At 63.1% G+C, this 16,712-nt stretch carries 14 protein-coding genes; 7 read left to right on the forward strand and 7 right to left on the reverse strand.

What is annotated here, in order from left to right:
• Positions 1–117: 117 nt before the first annotated feature.
• The 3 genes from purL (at position 118) to BW992_RS12640 (ending at position 5,482) form a co-directional block, all read left to right on the forward strand.
• Positions 118–4,014, forward strand: a complete 3,897-nt coding sequence (gene purL / locus BW992_RS12630; protein ID WP_072459370.1) for a phosphoribosylformylglycinamidine synthase — start codon at positions 118–120, stop codon at positions 4,012–4,014.
• Between the two features lie 4 nt (positions 4,015–4,018).
• A complete protein-coding gene (gene cutA, locus BW992_RS12635) occupies positions 4,019–4,330 on the forward strand; it encodes a Nif3-like dinuclear metal center hexameric protein (RefSeq protein ID WP_072397203.1) in 312 nt (103 codons plus the stop codon).
• Between the two features lie 129 nt (positions 4,331–4,459).
• Positions 4,460–5,482: an IS110 family transposase gene (locus BW992_RS12640; RefSeq protein WP_076406323.1), complete on the forward strand. Its 1,023-nt coding sequence runs from the start codon at positions 4,460–4,462 to the stop codon at positions 5,480–5,482.
• A gap of 322 nt (positions 5,483–5,804) precedes the next feature.
• Here BW992_RS12640 and nagE read toward each other — a convergent pair whose 3' ends face one another.
• From nagE to BW992_RS12665, 5 genes are read right to left on the reverse strand one after another with little or no spacing between them, the layout of a single operon-like run.
• Positions 5,805–7,520: an N-acetylglucosamine-specific PTS transporter subunit IIBC gene (gene nagE / locus BW992_RS12645; protein ID WP_072395408.1), complete on the reverse strand. Its 1,716-nt coding sequence runs from the start codon at positions 7,518–7,520 to the stop codon at positions 5,805–5,807.
• A gap of 31 nt (positions 7,521–7,551) precedes the next feature.
• Positions 7,552–10,065, reverse strand: coding sequence for a phosphoenolpyruvate--protein phosphotransferase (gene ptsP / locus BW992_RS12650; protein ID WP_076406325.1), 2,514 nt, complete (start codon positions 10,063–10,065; stop codon positions 7,552–7,554).
• Between the two features lie 54 nt (positions 10,066–10,119).
• Positions 10,120–11,142: an SIS domain-containing protein gene (locus BW992_RS12655; RefSeq protein ID WP_123397838.1), complete on the reverse strand. Its 1,023-nt coding sequence runs from the start codon at positions 11,140–11,142 to the stop codon at positions 10,120–10,122.
• Entirely contained in the window at positions 11,123–12,229 is a 1,107-nt protein-coding gene (gene nagA / locus BW992_RS12660; RefSeq protein WP_072395394.1) for an N-acetylglucosamine-6-phosphate deacetylase, read from the reverse strand. The genes BW992_RS12655 and nagA overlap by 20 nt, the downstream gene beginning before the upstream one ends.
• 17 nt (positions 12,230–12,246) lie before the next feature.
• Positions 12,247–12,978: a GntR family transcriptional regulator gene (locus BW992_RS12665; protein ID WP_072395392.1), complete on the reverse strand. Its 732-nt coding sequence runs from the start codon at positions 12,976–12,978 to the stop codon at positions 12,247–12,249.
• Positions 12,979–13,749: 771 nt separating this feature from the next.
• Between BW992_RS12665 and BW992_RS12670 the strand changes: the two genes are divergently transcribed.
• Positions 13,750–14,064: a hypothetical protein gene (locus BW992_RS12670; protein WP_072432105.1), complete on the forward strand. Its 315-nt coding sequence runs from the start codon at positions 13,750–13,752 to the stop codon at positions 14,062–14,064.
• 38 nt (positions 14,065–14,102) lie between these two features.
• Here the strand turns inward: BW992_RS12670 and BW992_RS12675 are convergent, their stop codons facing one another.
• The gene (locus BW992_RS12675) at positions 14,103–14,609 is read right to left on the reverse strand and encodes a L,D-transpeptidase family protein (protein WP_072395390.1); all 507 of its coding nucleotides are present in this window, start codon (positions 14,607–14,609) and stop codon (positions 14,103–14,105) included.
• Positions 14,610–14,648: 39 nt separating this feature from the next.
• Positions 14,649–15,200, reverse strand: coding sequence for an NUDIX hydrolase (locus BW992_RS12680; protein ID WP_072395388.1), 552 nt, complete (start codon positions 15,198–15,200; stop codon positions 14,649–14,651).
• Positions 15,201–15,345: 145 nt separating this feature from the next.
• Here BW992_RS12680 and BW992_RS12685 point away from each other — a divergent pair, with 145 nt between their 5' ends.
• Genes BW992_RS12685 through BW992_RS12695 form a run of 3 tightly spaced genes read left to right on the forward strand, consistent with a single transcriptional unit; the run spans position 15,346 to position 16,699 of the window.
• The gene (locus BW992_RS12685; RefSeq protein ID WP_072395367.1) at positions 15,346–15,945 is read left to right on the forward strand and encodes a CoA pyrophosphatase; all 600 of its coding nucleotides are present in this window, start codon (positions 15,346–15,348) and stop codon (positions 15,943–15,945) included.
• Between the two features lie 23 nt (positions 15,946–15,968).
• Complete coding sequence (locus BW992_RS12690) at positions 15,969–16,493, forward strand: gamma carbonic anhydrase family protein (protein WP_072395365.1); 525 nt, start codon at positions 15,969–15,971, stop codon at positions 16,491–16,493.
• Entirely contained in the window at positions 16,490–16,699 is a 210-nt protein-coding gene (locus BW992_RS12695; RefSeq protein WP_072395363.1) for a DUF1289 domain-containing protein, read from the forward strand. The genes BW992_RS12690 and BW992_RS12695 overlap by 4 nt, the downstream gene beginning before the upstream one ends.
• Positions 16,700–16,712 lie beyond the last annotated feature (13 nt).

The raw sequence follows: 16,712 nt of genomic DNA on the forward strand, positions 1-16,712 counted from the left end.
AAAGGCAAAGACCGATATTCGGGCTGTATCGGACATGCCGTTTCGGGTGCCGTCAGCGGCGGTTTAGGCTAGAATGCACGGCCTCAAAGCACACCCCTTCCCGAGGCTGTCCCGAAGATGTTGATCCTGCGCGGCGCTCCTGCCCTTTCTGCCTTTCGCCACAGCAAACTCCTTGAGCAACTGAGCCAGAAGGTTCCGGCTGTCAGTGGCTTGTATGCTGAATTCGCTCACTTCGCCGAAGTCACCGGCGGTTTGACCGGCGACGAACAGCAGGTGCTCGCGCGCCTTCTGAAGTACGGTCCCAGCGTTCCCGTCCAGGAGCCGACCGGTCGTCTGTTCCTGGTCCTGCCGCGTTTCGGCACCATTTCGCCCTGGTCGAGCAAGGCCAGCGACATCGCCCGCAACTGCGGCCTGTCGAAAATCCAGCGCCTGGAACGTGGCATTGCCTTCTATGTCGCCGGTGAGTTCAGCGAGGCCGAGGCCCAACTGATCGCCGACGGCCTGCACGATCGCATGACCCAGGTGGTGCTGGGCGACCTGGAGCAGGCTGCCGGCCTGTTCAGCCACGCCGAACCCAAGCCCCTGACCGCCATCGACGTGCTGGGCGGGGGGCGTGCCGCACTGGAAAAAGCCAACGCCGAACTGGGCCTGGCCCTGGCCGAGGACGAGATCGACTACCTGGTCAACGCTTTCCAGGGCTTGAAGCGCAATCCCCACGACATCGAACTGATGATGTTCGCCCAGGCCAACTCCGAGCACTGCCGCCACAAGATCTTCAACGCCAGTTGGGACATCGACGGCCAGAGCCAGGACAAAAGCCTGTTCGGCATGATCAAGAACACCTATCAGATGCACAACGAAGGCGTACTGTCGGCCTATAAGGACAACGCCGCCGTGATCGTCGGCAATGTCGCCGGCCGGTTCTTCCCGAATCCCGAGACCCGCCAGTACGGTGCGGTCCAGGAGCCGGTGCACATCCTGATGAAAGTCGAGACTCACAACCACCCGACCGCGATTGCCCCGTTCCCGGGCGCGTCCACCGGTTCCGGCGGCGAGATCCGCGACGAAGGCGCCACCGGCCGTGGCGCCAAGCCCAAGGCCGGCCTGACCGGCTTCACCGTGTCGAACCTGCAGATCCCCGGCTTCGAACAGCCTTGGGAAAAGCCGTACGGCAAGCCTGAACGCATCGTCAATGCCCTGGACATCATGATCGAAGGCCCGCTGGGCGGCGCCGCGTTCAACAACGAATTCGGCCGTCCGGCCCTGACCGGCTACTTCCGCACGTTCGAGCAGTCCATCACCACCCCGCGTGGCGAAGAGGTGCGCGGCTACCACAAGCCGATCATGCTCGCCGGCGGCATGGGCAACATCCGCGCCGAACACGTGCAGAAAGGCGAGATCGTGGTCGGCTCCAAGCTGATCGTCCTCGGCGGCCCGGCCATGCTGATCGGCCTGGGCGGCGGCGCTGCGTCCTCCATGGCCACCGGCACCAGCTCGGCCGACCTGGACTTCGCTTCGGTCCAGCGGGAAAACCCGGAAATGGAACGCCGTTGCCAGGAGGTCATCGACCGTTGCTGGCAGTTGGGCGAGCACAACCCCATCAGCTTCATCCACGACGTCGGCGCCGGTGGCTTGTCCAACGCCTTCCCGGAGCTGGTCAACGACGGCGGCCGCGGCGGTCGCTTCGAACTGCGCAATATCCCGAATGACGAGCCGGGCATGGCCCCGCACGAAATCTGGAGCAACGAGTCCCAGGAACGCTACGTCCTGGCGGTGGGCCCGGCCGACTTCGAGCGCTTCAAGGCCATCTGCGAACGCGAGCGTTGCCCGTTCGCCGTGGTCGGCGAAGCCACCGCCGAGCCGCAGCTGACCGTCACCGACAGCCACTTCGGCAACAGCCCGGTGGACATGCCACTGGAAGTCCTGCTGGGCAAGGCGCCGCGCATGCACCGTTCGGCCGTGCGCGAAAACGAGCTGGGCGACGATTTCGACCCTTCGACCCTGGACATCGCCGATTCCATCGAGCGTGTCCTGCATCACCCGGCCGTGGCGAGCAAGAGCTTCCTGATCACCATCGGCGACCGCACCATCACCGGCCTCGTGGCCCGTGACCAGATGGTCGGTCCATGGCAGGTGCCGGTGGCCGACGTTGCCGTGACCGCCACCAGCTTCGACGTCTACACCGGTGAAGCGATGGCCATGGGCGAGCGTACGCCGCTGGCGCTGCTGGATGCCCCGGCGTCGGGCCGCATGGCGATCGGCGAGACCCTGACCAACCTGGCGGCGTCGCGCATCGGCAAGATCTCCGACATCAAGCTGTCGGCCAACTGGATGTCCGCGGCCGGCCATCCGGGTGAAGATGCCCGCTTGTACGACACCGTCAAGGCCGTCGGCATGGAGCTGTGCCCCGAACTGGGTATCACCATCCCGGTGGGCAAGGACTCCATGTCCATGGCCACGCGCTGGAACGAAGACGGCGTGGACAAGAGCGTGACGTCGCCGCTGTCGCTGATCGTGACCGGCTTCGCCCCGGTGACCGACATCCGCAAGACCCTGACCCCTCAGTTGCGCATGGACAAGGGCACCACCGACCTGATCCTCATCGACCTGGGCCGTGGCCAGAACCGCATGGGCGCCTCGATTCTCGCCCAGGTGCATGGCAAGCTCGGCAAACAGGCACCGGACGTCGATGACGCCGAAGACCTGAAGGCGTTCTTCGCCGTGATCCAGGGCCTCAATGCCGACGGCCACCTGCTGGCCTATCACGACCGTTCCGACGGCGGTCTGCTGACCACCGTGGTGGAAATGGCCTTCGCCGGCCATTGCGGCCTGAGCCTGACCCTCGACAGCGTCGCCGAAACCGCCGCCGAGATCCCGGCCATCCTCTTCAACGAAGAACTGGGCGCGGTGATCCAGGTGCGCCAGGACGCCACTCCGGACATCCTCGCCCAGTTCAGCGCAGCGGGCCTGGCCGAGTGCGTCTCGGTGATCGGCCAGCCGATCAACAACGCCCACATCAACATCACCTTCAACGGCGATACGGTCTTCGAAGGCCAGCGCCGCCTGTTGCAGCGTCAGTGGGCAGAGACCAGCTACCAGATCCAGCGTCTGCGGGACAACGCCGAGTGCGCCGACCAGGAATTCGACGTGCTGCTGGAAGAAGACAACCCTGGCCTGAGCGCCAAGCTCAGCTACGACGTCAACGAAGACGTGGCCGCGCCTTACATCAAGAAAGGCATTCGCCCGCAAGTGGCGGTGCTGCGCGAGCAGGGCGTCAACGGCCAGGTGGAAATGGCGGCGGCATTCGATCGCGCCGGCTTCAACGCGATCGACGTGCACATGAGCGACATCCTGGCCGGTCGTGTCGACCTGAACGACTTCAAGGGCCTGGTCGCCTGTGGCGGTTTCTCCTACGGCGACGTGCTGGGTGCCGGTGAAGGCTGGGCCAAGTCGGCGCTGTTCAACAGCCGCGCCCGCGATGCCTTCCAGGGCTTCTTCGAGCGTAACGACAGCTTCACCCTCGGTGTGTGCAACGGTTGCCAGATGATTTCCAACCTGCACGAGCTGATCCCGGGCAGTGAATTCTGGCCGCACTTCGTGCGCAACCGTTCCGAGCAGTTCGAAGCCCGCGTGGCCATGGTCCAGGTGCAGGAGTCGAACTCGATCTTCCTGCAGGGCATGGCCGGTTCGCGCATGCCGATCGCCATCGCCCACGGCGAAGGCCATGCGGAATTCGAAAGCGAGGAAGCGCTGCTCGAAGCCGACCTGTCCGGTTGCGTGTCGCTGCGGTTCGTCGACAACCATGGCAAGGTCACCGAGACCTACCCGGCCAACCCGAACGGTTCGCCACGCGGGATCACTGGCCTGACCAGCCGCGACGGCCGCGTCACGATCATGATGCCGCACCCGGAGCGTATGTTCCGCGCCGTGCAGAACTCGTGGCGTTCGGACGACTGGAGCGAAGACGCACCGTGGATGCGCATGTTCCGCAACGCCCGCGTTTGGGTGAACTGAGGCCGTGTACAAGCTCTGCTTCTTCGTCCCGGCCAGCCATGTAGATGTGGTCAAGAGCGCCGTATTCGCCGCGGGTGGTGGGCGAATCGGCGATTACGACCACTGCGCCTGGCAAGTGCTGGGCCTTGGCCAGTTCCGTCCGTTGGCCGGCAGCCAGCCGTTCATCGGCGAGGCGGGACAGGTCGAGCAGGTCGAGGAATGGAAGGTGGAGCTTGTCGTGGCCGATGAGCTGATCCGCGCGGTGGTGGAGGCGCTGAAACAGAGCCACCCCTACGAGACACCGGCGTATGAAGTGTGGCGGCTGGAGGATTTCTGATCCCCCTGGCCGTTGAAATGAAAAACCCGCTGACGGATTCAGCGGGTTTAATGAGATGGTCAGCCTGACCGAGAAGCCCTGCAGGTTTACGCTTGCAGGGCTTTTCTCGTTTTCGGCGGAGGATCTCTCATGAACACGATGACGCTTCTCGGCATCGACATTGGTAAACACAGTTTCCATCTGCACGGCCAGGACGCCAAAGGTCATCAGGTTTTGCGCAAGAAAACCAGCCGCAGCCAATTGCTCGGCACATTGGCCCAACTGCCGGCCTGCACGGTGGTGATGGAGTCGTGTGGCGGTGCCCACTGGCTGGCTCGACAGGTTGAGGCATTGGGCCACGAGGTAAAACTGATTGCCCCGCAATACGTTAAGCCGTTCGTCAAAGGCAACAAAAACGACTTCATTGATGCCGAAGCGATTTGCGAGGCGGCGAGCCGCCCCGCGATGCGCTTCTGCTCGATTAAAACCGCAGAGCAACAAACGCTTTCAGCTTTGCATCGTGTCCGAGATTCCTTGATTGGCCATCGCACCGTCGCGACCAATCAGATTCATGGTTTTTTGCTGGAATTCGGGATCAGCCTGCCCATTGGCGCAACGGCGTTGAACCGCGTGCCAGCGCTGCTGGACGATCCACAACATCCGGTTCCATTGCGCCTAAAGAGCGTGTTGATGCGTCTTCATCGTCAAATCCAACAGCTGAATGATGAAATCAAGGACATCGAGTCCGACCTGAAACAGCAGTTGAAAGAAGACGATGCCGGAAATCGTTTGCAGAGTATTCCTGGCATCGGCCCAATCACCGCCAGTGCGGTATTGGCGGATGTGGGCGATGCGTCGAACTATCGAAGTGGACGCGATTTTGCCGCTTCGCTGGGGCTGGTGCCGAGGCAGTATTCGACGGGTGGGAAGACGGTGCTTCTGGGGATCAGCAAGCGTGGCGACAAGCACATCCGCCAATTGCTGGTACAGGGCGCGCGATCCGTTATTCAGCATATCGATAAGCGAGAGGACGCCTTGGGGCCTTGGGTTCGAGAGCTACTGACGCGTCGCCACTCCAATGTCGTCGCGTGTGCGCTAGCAAACAAACTGGCGCGAATCGTGTGGGCGGTACTGGCCAAAGGCGGCCAGTACGACCCACATCCGAACGCTTGAATGCACAGCGTTACCACCGGCTTTTGCGACGTCACTGACTGATGACAGTAAACGGCAAACGGCCCGACTGAGAACCTGGCAATAAAATCAGCTTTAGAAGCTGAGGGTTTTTTCAGGACAGTCGGGAGCGGCTACTCATCGAGGGCCGAGCGTTGTTGCAGCAACGCTCACAACGAGCCCGGATACATTAGCGCAAGCCAGCTTTACCGAAAACAGCCCATGAGGTTGCAGGAGAAGGGCTGACCATACATTTTATTGGGTGCGGCAAAAGTTGAAACCAGCACCTACCTGCAGGCATGGACCTGTGGCGAGGGATTGGGGTCTAGGCTTTCACATCCGCCTGACGGCTCAGCACCATCGCTTCCAGCGCCTGCCACAACGTCGGCGCCCTCTCCCCCAGCAACAGGTGCCAAACGCCTCCTTCCAAGGCACTGACCCCCTGGCATCCCAGCGTCCGCAGTTGGCTTTCCGACAATTGCCTGCCATCGGCCAGGCGCACCCGCAACCGGCTCATCGCCACGCAGTCGAGTTGCAACACGTTGCCCTCGCCACCCAGCGCATCCATCCATTGCCGGGCTTCGGCGGCGGGCACGACGGGCGTGGCCGCCGTCTCGTTCGCAGTGGCCGCGCCAGTGCTGGCATGGCGGTCGGAGGCAGGCAGTGCCAGGCGGATTTCATCGGCGATGCTGTCGGCCATTGGCCCTACCACCACCTGCAGACTCCCGCCATTGCCAGGACGCACCACGGCCATGGCGCCCAGGGCCTTGAGTTGCGCATCGCAGGCTTTGTTGCGGTCCACCATGTCCAGTCGCAGCCGGGTGGTGCACGCGCCCACGGTGATCAGGTTGTCGGCGCCACCCAGTGCCTGGATATAGGCCCCGGCCCGCTGGTGCTGGGCAACGACCGGCTTGTCCATTGCCGGCACATCTTCCCGGCCCGGGGTCTTGAGGTCGAAGCGGCGGATGCAGAAGTCGAACACCGTGTAATAGATCACCGCATAGACCAGCCCCACCGGCACCACCAGCCAGCCGTTGCTCGACTTGCCCCAGCCCAGCACCATGTCGATGAAACCGCCGGAAAACGTGAAGCCCAGGCGGATGTTCAGCCAGTCGGTGATCGCCATGGACAGCCCGGTGAGCAGGGCGTGCAGCAGGAACAACAGGGGGGCCAGGAACATGAAGGCGAATTCCACCGGCTCGGTCACCCCGGTAAGGAACGACGTCAGCGCCATGGACAACAGGATCCCGCCCATGACCTTGCGTCGCTGGGGCAGGGCGTTGCGATACATGGCCAGGCACGCGGCGGGCAGGCCGAACAGCATCACCGGAAACATGCCGGTCATGAACTGGCCGCCATTAGGGTCGCCGGCGAAGTAGCGGGTCAGGTCGCCGGTGACCACCGCGCCGGTCTGCGGGTCGGTGAAGCTGCCGAAGATGAACCAGGCCATGTTGTTGAGGATGTGGTGCAGCCCGGTGACGATCAGCAGGCGGTTGAAGACGCCGAACACGAATGCGCCGAAACTGCCGCTCTCCATCAGCAGGGCGCCGAAGCCGTTGATCCCGGCCTGGATGGGCGGCCAGATCAATCCGAACACCACCCCCAGGCCGACGGCGCTGAACCCGGTGACAATCGGCACGAAGCGCCGGCCGCCGAAGAATGCCAGGTACTCGGGCAGTTTGATGTCCTTGAAGCGGTTGTACAGCGCGCCGGCCAGCAAGCCGCTGATGATCCCGGCCAGCATGCCCATGTTGATACTGGCGTCGAGCACCTTCAGGGTCGCGATCATCACCAGATAGCCGATGGCCCCCGCCAGGCCTGCCGTGCCGTTGTTGTCTCGGGCGAAACCCACCGCGATGCCGATGGCGAAGATCATCGGCAGGTTGGCGAAAATCGCCTGGCCTGCATCGTGGATGATGGCGATGTTCAAAAGATCCGTGTCACCCAGGCGCAGCAACAGGCCGGCGATGGGCAGGATCGCGATGGGCAGCATCAGGGCCCGGCCGAGGCGTTGCAGCCCTTCGATGAAATGCTGGTACATGGCGTCTCTCCTTGTTGTTCTTCGACGGGGCTCAGCCCAGGGGCCAGTGTTGGAGGCAGGCACGGCGCACGGCCTGGGCACTGCCGAGGTTCAGCAGTTCGGTGCTCAGGCAGGCGCATTGCGTGGCGTCGAGGTGACGCACACGCTCCTTGATTTCACCGATCTGCGGCGGGCTTACCGACAGTTCGCGCACACCCAGCCCGATCAGTACGGGTGTCGCCAGCGGATCGGAGGCCAGGGCGCCGCAGACCCCGACCCAGCGCCCGTGCTTCGCCGCGCCTGCGCAGGTCTGGGCGATCAGCCGCAGCAGCGCCGGATGCAGGGCGTCGACCCGGGCGGCGAGGCCTGCGTGGTCGCGGTCCATGGCCAGGGTGTATTGCGAGAGATCGTTGGTGCCGATGGACAGGAAATCCGCGTGTTCGGCCAACTGTTCGGCCAGCAACGCGGCGGCCGGCACTTCGATCATCACACCCAGTTGCGGTCGCTCCTCCAGGCCCAGCTCGGCGCCCAGGGCATCGAGACGCTGGCGGATGTGCAGCAGCTCGTCGACTTCGGTGACCATGGGCAACAGGATCCGGCAACGCTCCAGCGGACGGGTTTGCAGCAAGGCCCGCAACTGCAAGTCCAGCAGTTGCGGGCGCACCTGGGCCAGGCGAATGCCCCGCAGGCCGAGCACCGGGTTGGCTTCGAACGGCAGTGGCAGGTAGTCCAGCTGTTTGTCGCCGCCCACGTCGATGGTGCGGATGATCACTGGCTTGTCGCCCATGGCCTGGAGCACGGCTTGATAGGCCTGGCGTTGTTCCTCTTCGTCGGGCGCGGTGTGGCGGTCGACGAAAAGGAACTCGGTGCGCAACAGGCCCACGCCGTCGGCACCATTGGCCAAGGCCAGGGCGGCTTCGGCGCTGGAGGCCACGTTGGCGGCCACCTCGACGTGCATTCCATCGATGGTCTGCGCCGGCAGGTGGGCCAGGGCCTGTTGCTCGCCGCGACGGGTGGCTTGCCGGGCTTGTGCCTGCTGCACCTGGGCCAGGCGTTCGGCGCTCGGCGTCAGCTCGAGACGACCGTTGTCGGCGTCCAGCACCACGGCCTGGCCCTGTTCCTGAGTCAACAGGGCATCGCCCAAGGCCACCAGGCACGGCAGGCCTTTGCCTCGGGCGAGGATCGCGACATGGGAGGTCGCCCCGCCTTCGACCATGCACACGCCGGCCACGCCCTGGGCGCTGAGCGCCAGCAGATCCGACGGGGTCAGCTCCTGCGCGGCGACGATGGCGCCGGCCGCCGCTTCCAGTTGCCAGGCCTCGCCCAGCAACGCCCGCAGGACGCGCTGGCGCAGGTCGCGCAAGTCATTGGCGCGTTCGGCCAGCAAGGTACTGCCCGACTGTTGCAGGACCTGGCATTGCACGTCGATGGACTGGCTCCAGGCATGGGGCGCGGCGCTGCCCTGGTCGATGGCCTGATAGGCGGCGTCCAGCAGCACGGGGTCTTCCAGCAGCGCCAGATGGGCTCCGAAAATGGCCTCTTCGTCACGATTGCGCCGGGCCCTGGCCTGTTGCAGGGTGTGCTGGATTTCGTCGCTGACATGCTTGAGCGCGGCCTCCAGGTGCCGACGCTGCGCCTGGACATCATGCCCACCCAGGTCCGGCGGCAACTCGATCGCCCCCAGCTGGACCAATGGCCCGGCCACCAGCCCCGGGGCGGCGCAGACACCGTGCAGCACGCCGTCCTCGGCGGGGCGCACCTGTGGTCGTACTACCGGCGCCGCTGCATGGTCGTCCTCGGCCGGGGCGGTGGACAAGGTCAGCAGCAAAGCCTGTAGCGCCGCTTCGGCATCGCTGCCCCGGCAACTGACCCGGACTTGCGCCTGTTCGGTGACGGCGAGGCCCATCAGCCCCATGACACTGTCGCAGGACGCCGATTTACCGCCGAAATGCAGGTGCGAGCGGCTCTTGAAGCCTTGGGCCGTCTGGCGGATGAGTGCCGCGGGCCGCGCATGCAGGCCGCCGCGGTGGGCAATACGAACTTCGCCATAGACTTGCAGCGCGGTGCCATGGTCGTCGACCTCTGCTTCGCGGGGCGCCTTGGCGACGATATTCAACAGCGGTTCGCCCACCTTGACGCCCTTGAGCGTGATAGGCCGTGCCTGGAAACGGTCGCCATTGGTGACCACCATCAGGCTGACCAGGCTCTTGCAGCGTTGCGCCACCTTGTCCAGGTCATAGCGCAAAAGCGGCTGGCCGTGGCTGACCCGTGCCCCTTCCTTGACCAGCATGGAGAAGCCGTCGCCTTGCAGCTCCACCGTATCCAGTCCCAGGTGCAGCAGCAATTCGACACCGTTATCGGCTCGCAGGGTCACGGCGTGGCCGCTGCGGGCGACATGGATCACCTCGCCGTCACAGGGCGCGTGCAGGGTGTCGTTCAGCGGGTCGATGGCGATTCCGTCGCCCATGACGCCGCTGGCAAATACCGCGTCCGGGACGTTGGCGAGGGTGAGCACCGGGCCGCTGAGGGGGGCGCTGAGGATCAGCTCTTTATTGTTGTTGGGCATGGGGTGCTCTCGTCAGACGCTTGTCAGCCTGGTTATTGAAGGAAAGCCGTCGTATCAGTGGGTTCGGGTGACCTTGCTCAGGTGCCGCGGATGGTCCGGATCCAGGCCCCGGGCCGCCGCCAGGTTCGCGGCCATCGTGTAGAAGCTCTGGATCGCCAGGATCGGGTCCAGGGCCGGGTGTTCGGCACGGGTCAGCGTGAGGTCGCGTTCGACGATGTCATCGGGTGCCGCCAGCACGACCCGGGCACCGCGCTGGCGCATGTCCGCGGCCAGGCTCAACACGCCGGCCTGCTCGGCGCCACGGGGCGCGAACACCAGCAACGGGTAGTTTTCATCGATCAAGGCCATCGGCCCATGGCGGACCTCGGCACTGCTGAAGGCCTCGGCCTGGATCGCCGAGGTTTCCTTGAACTTGAGCGCCGCTTCCTGGGCGATGGCGAACCCGGCGCCCCGGCCGATGACCATCAATCGCTGACAGTCGCGCAACGTTTCGACAGCGCGGTGCCAATCCTGCCGGGCAGCCTCGCGCAAGCCTTCGGGCAGGGCGCTACCGGCTTCCAGCAACTCGGCGTCGCCCTTGCAGTGCGCCACCAGCCGCGCACTGGCGCTGAGGGTGGCGATGAAACTCTTGGTGGCGGCGACGCTGCTTTCGACGCCGGCGCACAGCGGCACGCTGAATTCGCAGGCCGCTTCCAGGGGCGAATCGACGGCGTTGACCAAGGCCACGCTCAGGGCCCCGCGCTTGCGCAGCAGACGCAGGCTGTTCACCAGGTCGGGGCTCTGTCCCGACTGGGAAAAGCCGAACGCCACCTGTCCGCTGACCTTGAGCGGGGCCTGCTGCATGGTCACCACCGACATCGGCAACGAGGCCACCGGCAAGCCCAGTTGCTGCATGGTCAGGTAGGCGAAGTAGCTGGCGGCATGATCGGAGCTGCCGCGAGCGACGGTCATCGCTACCTGCGGCGGTTGGCGGCGCAGGCGCCCGGCGATTTCCACCAGCGTAGGGTCCAGCTGCTGCAACTGGCGCTCGACGGCCTGGGACGAGGCCAGGGCCTCTTCAAGCATTTTTGAAGTCAATGGCTTCTCCTTCGACCGTCACGTCGGTCAGGGTCAGGTAACGGTCCAGGCGTACGCAGTCGGCCCAGGCACCGGGTTGCAGGCGGCCGCGCTCGGGCAGGCCGAGATAGTCGGCGGGGAACTGCGACAGGCGCTGGGAGGCTTCGGCGAGGGGCAAGCCGATTTTCACCAGGTTGCGCAGGGCCTGGTCCATGGTCAGGGTGCTGCCGGCCAGTGTGCCGTCGGCCAGGCGTACACCGCCCAGGCACTTGGTCACGGTATGGCTGCCCAGCCTGTATTCGCCGTCGGGCATGCCGGCGGCGGCGGTGGAATCGGTGACGCAATACAGGCAGGGAATCGAACGCAGGGCCACGCGCATGGCGCCGGGGTGCACGTGGAGCAAGTCGGGGATCAGCTCGGCATAACGGGCGTGGGCCAGGGCCGCGCCGACGATGCCTGGCTCGCGGTGATGCAGCGGGCTCATGGCGTTGTACAAGTGGGTAAAGCTGGTGGCCCCGGCGGCCAGCGCCGCGACACCTTCTTCATAACTGCCCAGGGTATGACCGATCTGCATGCGCACGCCCCGGGCGCTGAGGGCGCGGATCAAGGCGTCGTGACCGGCGATTTCCGGGGCGATGGTGATCACCCGGATCGGTGCCAGGGCCAGGTAACGCTCCACCTCGGCCAGCAACGCGGTGTGCGCGAAATTCGGTTGGGCGCCCAGTTTTCCGGGATTGATGTAAGGGCCCTCCAAGTGCACGCCCAGGACCCGGGCGCTGCTACTCGGGCGTTGTTCACAGAATTCGCCGAGGGCCTGGAGCACGCTGGCGATCTCTTCGCTGGGCGCGGTCATGGTGGTGGCCAGCAGCGCGGTGGTGCCGAAACGCACATGGGTGCGGGCGATGGTTTCGAACGCCGAGGCGCCTTGCATGATGTCCTTGCCGCCTCCGCCATGGACGTGCAGGTCGATGAAACCGGGCAGCAGGTAGGGCAGGTCGTTGCTGGCCGGATCGCAAGGCTGGCCTTCGATGGACACGACCTTGCCGTGCTCATGGAGCAGGCGGCCACGAACCCAGCCGTCGGGGGTGAGGATGTTGTCTTCGGACATGAAAATTCTCTGCTCGTCTAGCGCCGCAGCTCGGCGACAAAGTCGTAGTAGTCGTTGCGGCAATAGGTGTCGGTGACTTCGATGGGGGTGTTGTCTTCCAGGTAACCGACCCGGGTCATCAGCAACATGGCGGTGCCGGGGGCGATGCCCACCAGGGCGGCGAATTCGTCCGAGGCGTTGATGGCCTGGATGTGTTGCAGGGCGCGCACCACGGGTTTGCCGATGCCGTCGAGGAATTCATAGAGCGAGTCGCCCACTGCCTGGGGCTTGGGGATGATGCTGGCGGGTAGGGTGCTCATCTCGATGGCCATGACCGTGTCATCGGCCTTGCGCAGGCGCTTGAGCCGCGCGACCTTGTCGGTGGGCGACAGGCCCAGGCGGATCAGTTCTTCGTGGGTCGGCGGCGTGATTTCCCGTTCCAGCCATTGGGAGCCGGGCACGAAGCCTTTGAGTCGCAGCATCTCGCTGAAGCCACTCAAGCGTGACAGCGGCTGCTCCAGGCGCGGGGTGATGAAGGTGCCCGAACCCTGGTTACGGCGGATCAGGCCTTGTTCGAACAACACTTCCAGGGCCTTGCGGGCGGTGACCCGGGAAATGCCCAGTTGCTCGCTCAAGCTGCGCTCGGACGGCATCGCCTGCTCGGCTTTCCATTGGCCGGCATGAATCGCCGTCTCCAGGTTACGCGCCAGCTGCAGGTACAGCGGCGTGGGTTGGGTGTCGTCAGGGCGCAGGGCCAGGATGTCGTTCATATCGATGTCCGATACGTTGTTGAATTGTTGTCGCTCGGTAATTGGGGTGGAAGCTAATACCACTTGAATACCATGTCAACGCCGCTTTCCCAGGGTTTACCGGTGTATTTCGATGGTTTTTGAGGGGTGGGATTGAAGTGGTATTAGAGGCTGGGAATTCAACAGCAAAGATCGCCGCCTGCGACAACCCCTACGGTGTGAATTGGTATTCATCTGTAGGCAATTTCTGAAGGTGGGATTTTTTTATTTTATTTTTCGATGTTGACGGGCGGTCACCCGAGACTGGGACTAACGGGCCGTTGCGGCGAGGGAGCTTGCTCCCACTGGGGTGCGAAGCGGCCCTAAAACCTGACAGCGCGGTGTGTCAGGTAAATTTGAGTTGGCTACCTTGGGGCTGCTGCGCAGCCCAGCGGGGATAAATCCCCTCGCCACAGAAACTGCGATCTGTCAGACGCACCGAAGTTTCCGACATGTTTTTAGGGTTGTCCCTCGGAAGTGGGGGCTCTAGCCTTGGGTGTCGCTGCCAATTCAGCGACCGGGTTTGACCGTCCGAAAAATCACAGGGCAACAAGCCCGGACGATTTGAGATCGTCACCGTCCCCTGTGGTGAGGGAGCTTGTTTCCGTTGGCGCGCGCAGCGGCCCCACGCTTTTCTGGCCTGACTACCAATAGTCGAAAACCAACTGCGAACTGTCATCTCTGACAGTAGCCAAAGTGTTAGTAACGCTGCTGAATTGGGTCTCCCTATGTCACTTAACGAGGAGAACCATCATGACCACAGAGAAATTGCCCCCTATAGCAATTGTGTGGGTTGGAGTACGGACTCAGGTGCCTTACATTCCAGACGGTGGAACAACAACGGCTAAAAAGATATTTGTGCAGGGCTATGCTCCCATAGACAGTCAAGTTTTGCTGTTCGATGGGGAGGGTCCCAAAGAGTTTGCAAGAACCTACACTGATATCCATGGGATCTGGAAGTTTGAGGACTTAGAAACGTCCATCAAGGAATACAAGCTCAAAGCCCGCGCTAATGGTGAGAGTTCGCGCTCATGGACTTTTAAAGTTGTTGCTCCTGGTGATTCTTAGGAGCTCTAACCATAAGCTCAGCCTTGTCTTTCCACCCTTCAAGGACGAATCTCGATCATCGTCCCATCCGGCACCAGGTTCCAGACTTCGCGCATGTCCACATTGCGCATGGCAATGCAGCCATCGGTCCAGTCCAGGGTGTGGAACAGCTGTTCAGGGTTTTCCTCCGAATCAGGCGTGCCGTGGATCATGATCATGCCTCCCGGTTCCACGCCTTCGCGGCGGGCGCGGGCGGCGTCGCTGATGTTGGGGTAGGAAATGTGCATGGACAGGTAGAAGCGTTCGCTGGTCTTGCGCCAGTCGATCCAATAGAAACCCTCGGGGGTGCGTTTGTCGCCTTCGATCAGCTTGGGGCCTTTCTTGGCGCCCTTGCCCAGGGAGATGCGATAGGTCTTGAGCGGCTTGCCGTCGTTGATCAATTGCAATTGATGGGCGGACTTGAGCACCAGCACTTTTTCGATGACCTTGCCGTTATAGGTTCCCACCGCGGAGGCCTGGGACACAGCGGTGAACGACAGGCAGAACAGGACAAGCAACCAGCGCATTGAAACGATATCCCTTGAGGTGTCGCAGCTATTTGGATGTTATGTGTTGGCAGGCTGGGCCAGCGGCGGGATCGATTCGGATCGCACCGGATAGTCCTCGGCTTGCCGGTCAGCATAGAAGTATTCCAGGGTACGGCCTACTGTGCGGAAGGCCAGTTCATCCCAGGGAATATCCGCTTCTTCGAACAGTTTCACTTCCAGGCTCTCGGGCCCTGCGGCGAAATCCTGGTCCACCAGTTCGGCGCGGAAGAATACATGTACCTGGCTGATATGCGGTACGTCAATCAGCGTATAGATGCTCAGATTTCGTACCCGGGCGCAGGCCTCCTCGGCGGTTTCGCGCACGGCGGCCTGTTCGACCGTCTCGCCGTTCTCCATGAAGCCCGCCGGCAATGTCCAGTAACCGCGCCGCGGCTCGATGGCGCGCCGGCACAGCAGCACCTTGCTGCCCCAGGTCGGTACGCAACCGGCCACGATGTTGGGGTTCTGGTAATGAATGGTGTGGCAAGTGTCGCAAACGAAACGCAGGCGCGAGTCGCCTTCGGGTATGCGCTGGGTCACCGGATTACCGCACTGGCTGCAGAATTTCATGCTTGGATTCCTGGATGCTGCGCCTATCTTGGCGTGCGTGGGCCGGTGCGGCAAGTTGTCGTTTCGCGACACGACGCGGTGCAGGGCTTGGGCCGCCTGGATGATTGGTGCATGATGCAAGGTAGCGAATAAATCGAGAAGTCTCATGCTGGACGAGCTACTGCATCGAGTAAGCAACCACACCCCGCGCGAACTGGAGGTCGACCGACGTTTTCCTGAAGCCGCGGTGCTGGTGCCGATCACTCGCAGTGATGAACCTGAACTGCTTTTGACCTTGCGCGCCAGCGGCCTGTCGACCCATGGCGGCGAAGTGGCGTTCCCCGGCGGGCGCCGCGACCCGGAAGATCCCGACCTGATCTTCACCGCCCTGCGCGAGGCTGAAGAGGAAATCGGCCTGCCCCCCGGCCTGGTGGAAGTGATCGGCCCCCTCAGCCCGCTGATTTCGTTGCACGGCATCAAGGTGACGCCTTATGTGGGGGTGATCCCCGATTATGTCGAGTACCAGGCCAACGATGCCGAGATCGCCGCGGTGTTCAGCGTGCCCCTGGAGTTTTTCCGCAAGGACCCCCGCGAGCACACTCACCGCATCGATTATCAGGGTTGCAGTTGGTACGTTCCCAGCTATCGTTTTGGCGAATATAAAATCTGGGGCCTGACGGCGATCATGATCGTCGAGCTGGTGAACCTGTTGTTCGATGCGGGCATAGACCTGCACAAACCGCCCAGAAGCTTCCTCAATAACTAAAAGAACGGCCTGCGAGGAGATTCATGAAATATCGCCTGGGCGATGCCCGCGTCGAAATCCACCCACAGAGCTGGGTTGCGCCCAATGCCACGCTGGTGGGCAAGGTCCGCCTCGAAGAAGGCGCCAGTGTCTGGTTCAATGCGGTACTGCGTGGAGACAATGAACTGATCCTGGTGGGCAAGGACAGTAACGTGCAGGACGGCACGGTGATGCACACCGACATGGGGTTCCCGCTGACCATCGGCACCGGCGTGACCATCGGTCATAACGCCATGCTGCACGGCTGCACGGTGGGGGACTACAGCCTCATTGGCATCAATGCGGTGATCCTCAATGGCGCGAAGATCGGCAGGAACTGCATCATCGGCGCCAACGCGCTGATCGGTGAAAACAAGGAGATTCCCGACGGTTCGCTGGTGATGGGCTCACCCGGCAAGGTCGTCAGGGAATTGACCGAAGCCCAGAAGAAAATGCTGGAAGCCAGCGCCGCGCATTACGTCCACAACGCGCAGCGTTACGCCCGTGACCTGAAGGAGCAGGAACAATGAACACCCCCGAACGCCCGGTGCCGTCACCCTGTGTGAACATCTGCTCGTTGGACGACCATGACATCTGCACCGGTTGCCAGCGCACGGTGTCGGAAATCACTCGCTGGAGAAAAATGGACAACGATGAACGGCGTCATGTCCTGGCGCTGTGTCATGAGCGGGCCAAGGCCAATGGACTGGTGTGGGCGTTGCCGACCAGCTCCTGACCCGATCCGAAGA

Source organism: Pseudomonas sp. 7SR1 (assembly GCF_900156465.1).
Lineage (GTDB): Bacteria > Pseudomonadota > Gammaproteobacteria > Pseudomonadales > Pseudomonadaceae > Aquipseudomonas.

What these genes read in the sequence shown, in the direction of transcription:
- BW992_RS12665 (WP_072395392.1), bottom strand. Translation starts at nt 12,978, where the DNA reads ATGAACGACATCCTGGCCCTGCGCCCTGACGACACCCAACCCACGCCG.
- BW992_RS12675 (WP_072395390.1), bottom strand. Translation starts at nt 14,609, where the DNA reads ATGCGCTGGTTGCTTGTCCTGTTCTGCCTGTCGTTCACCGCTGTGTCC.
- ptsP (WP_076406325.1), bottom strand. Translation starts at nt 10,065, where the DNA reads ATGCCCAACAACAATAAAGAGCTGATCCTCAGCGCCCCCCTCAGCGGC.
- nagE (WP_072395408.1), bottom strand. Translation starts at nt 7,520, where the DNA reads ATGTACCAGCATTTCATCGAAGGGCTGCAACGCCTCGGCCGGGCCCTG.
- BW992_RS12640 (WP_076406323.1), top strand. Translation starts at nt 4,460, where the DNA reads ATGAACACGATGACGCTTCTCGGCATCGACATTGGTAAACACAGTTTC.
- purL (WP_072459370.1), top strand. Translation starts at nt 118, where the DNA reads ATGTTGATCCTGCGCGGCGCTCCTGCCCTTTCTGCCTTTCGCCACAGC.
- BW992_RS12670 (WP_072432105.1), top strand. Translation starts at nt 13,750, where the DNA reads ATGACCACAGAGAAATTGCCCCCTATAGCAATTGTGTGGGTTGGAGTA.
- BW992_RS12680 (WP_072395388.1), bottom strand. Translation starts at nt 15,200, where the DNA reads ATGAAATTCTGCAGCCAGTGCGGTAATCCGGTGACCCAGCGCATACCC.
- BW992_RS12690 (WP_072395365.1), top strand. Translation starts at nt 15,969, where the DNA reads ATGAAATATCGCCTGGGCGATGCCCGCGTCGAAATCCACCCACAGAGC.
- BW992_RS12695 (WP_072395363.1), top strand. Translation starts at nt 16,490, where the DNA reads ATGAACACCCCCGAACGCCCGGTGCCGTCACCCTGTGTGAACATCTGC.
- nagA (WP_072395394.1), bottom strand. Translation starts at nt 12,229, where the DNA reads ATGTCCGAAGACAACATCCTCACCCCCGACGGCTGGGTTCGTGGCCGC.
- BW992_RS12685 (WP_072395367.1), top strand. Translation starts at nt 15,346, where the DNA reads ATGCTGGACGAGCTACTGCATCGAGTAAGCAACCACACCCCGCGCGAA.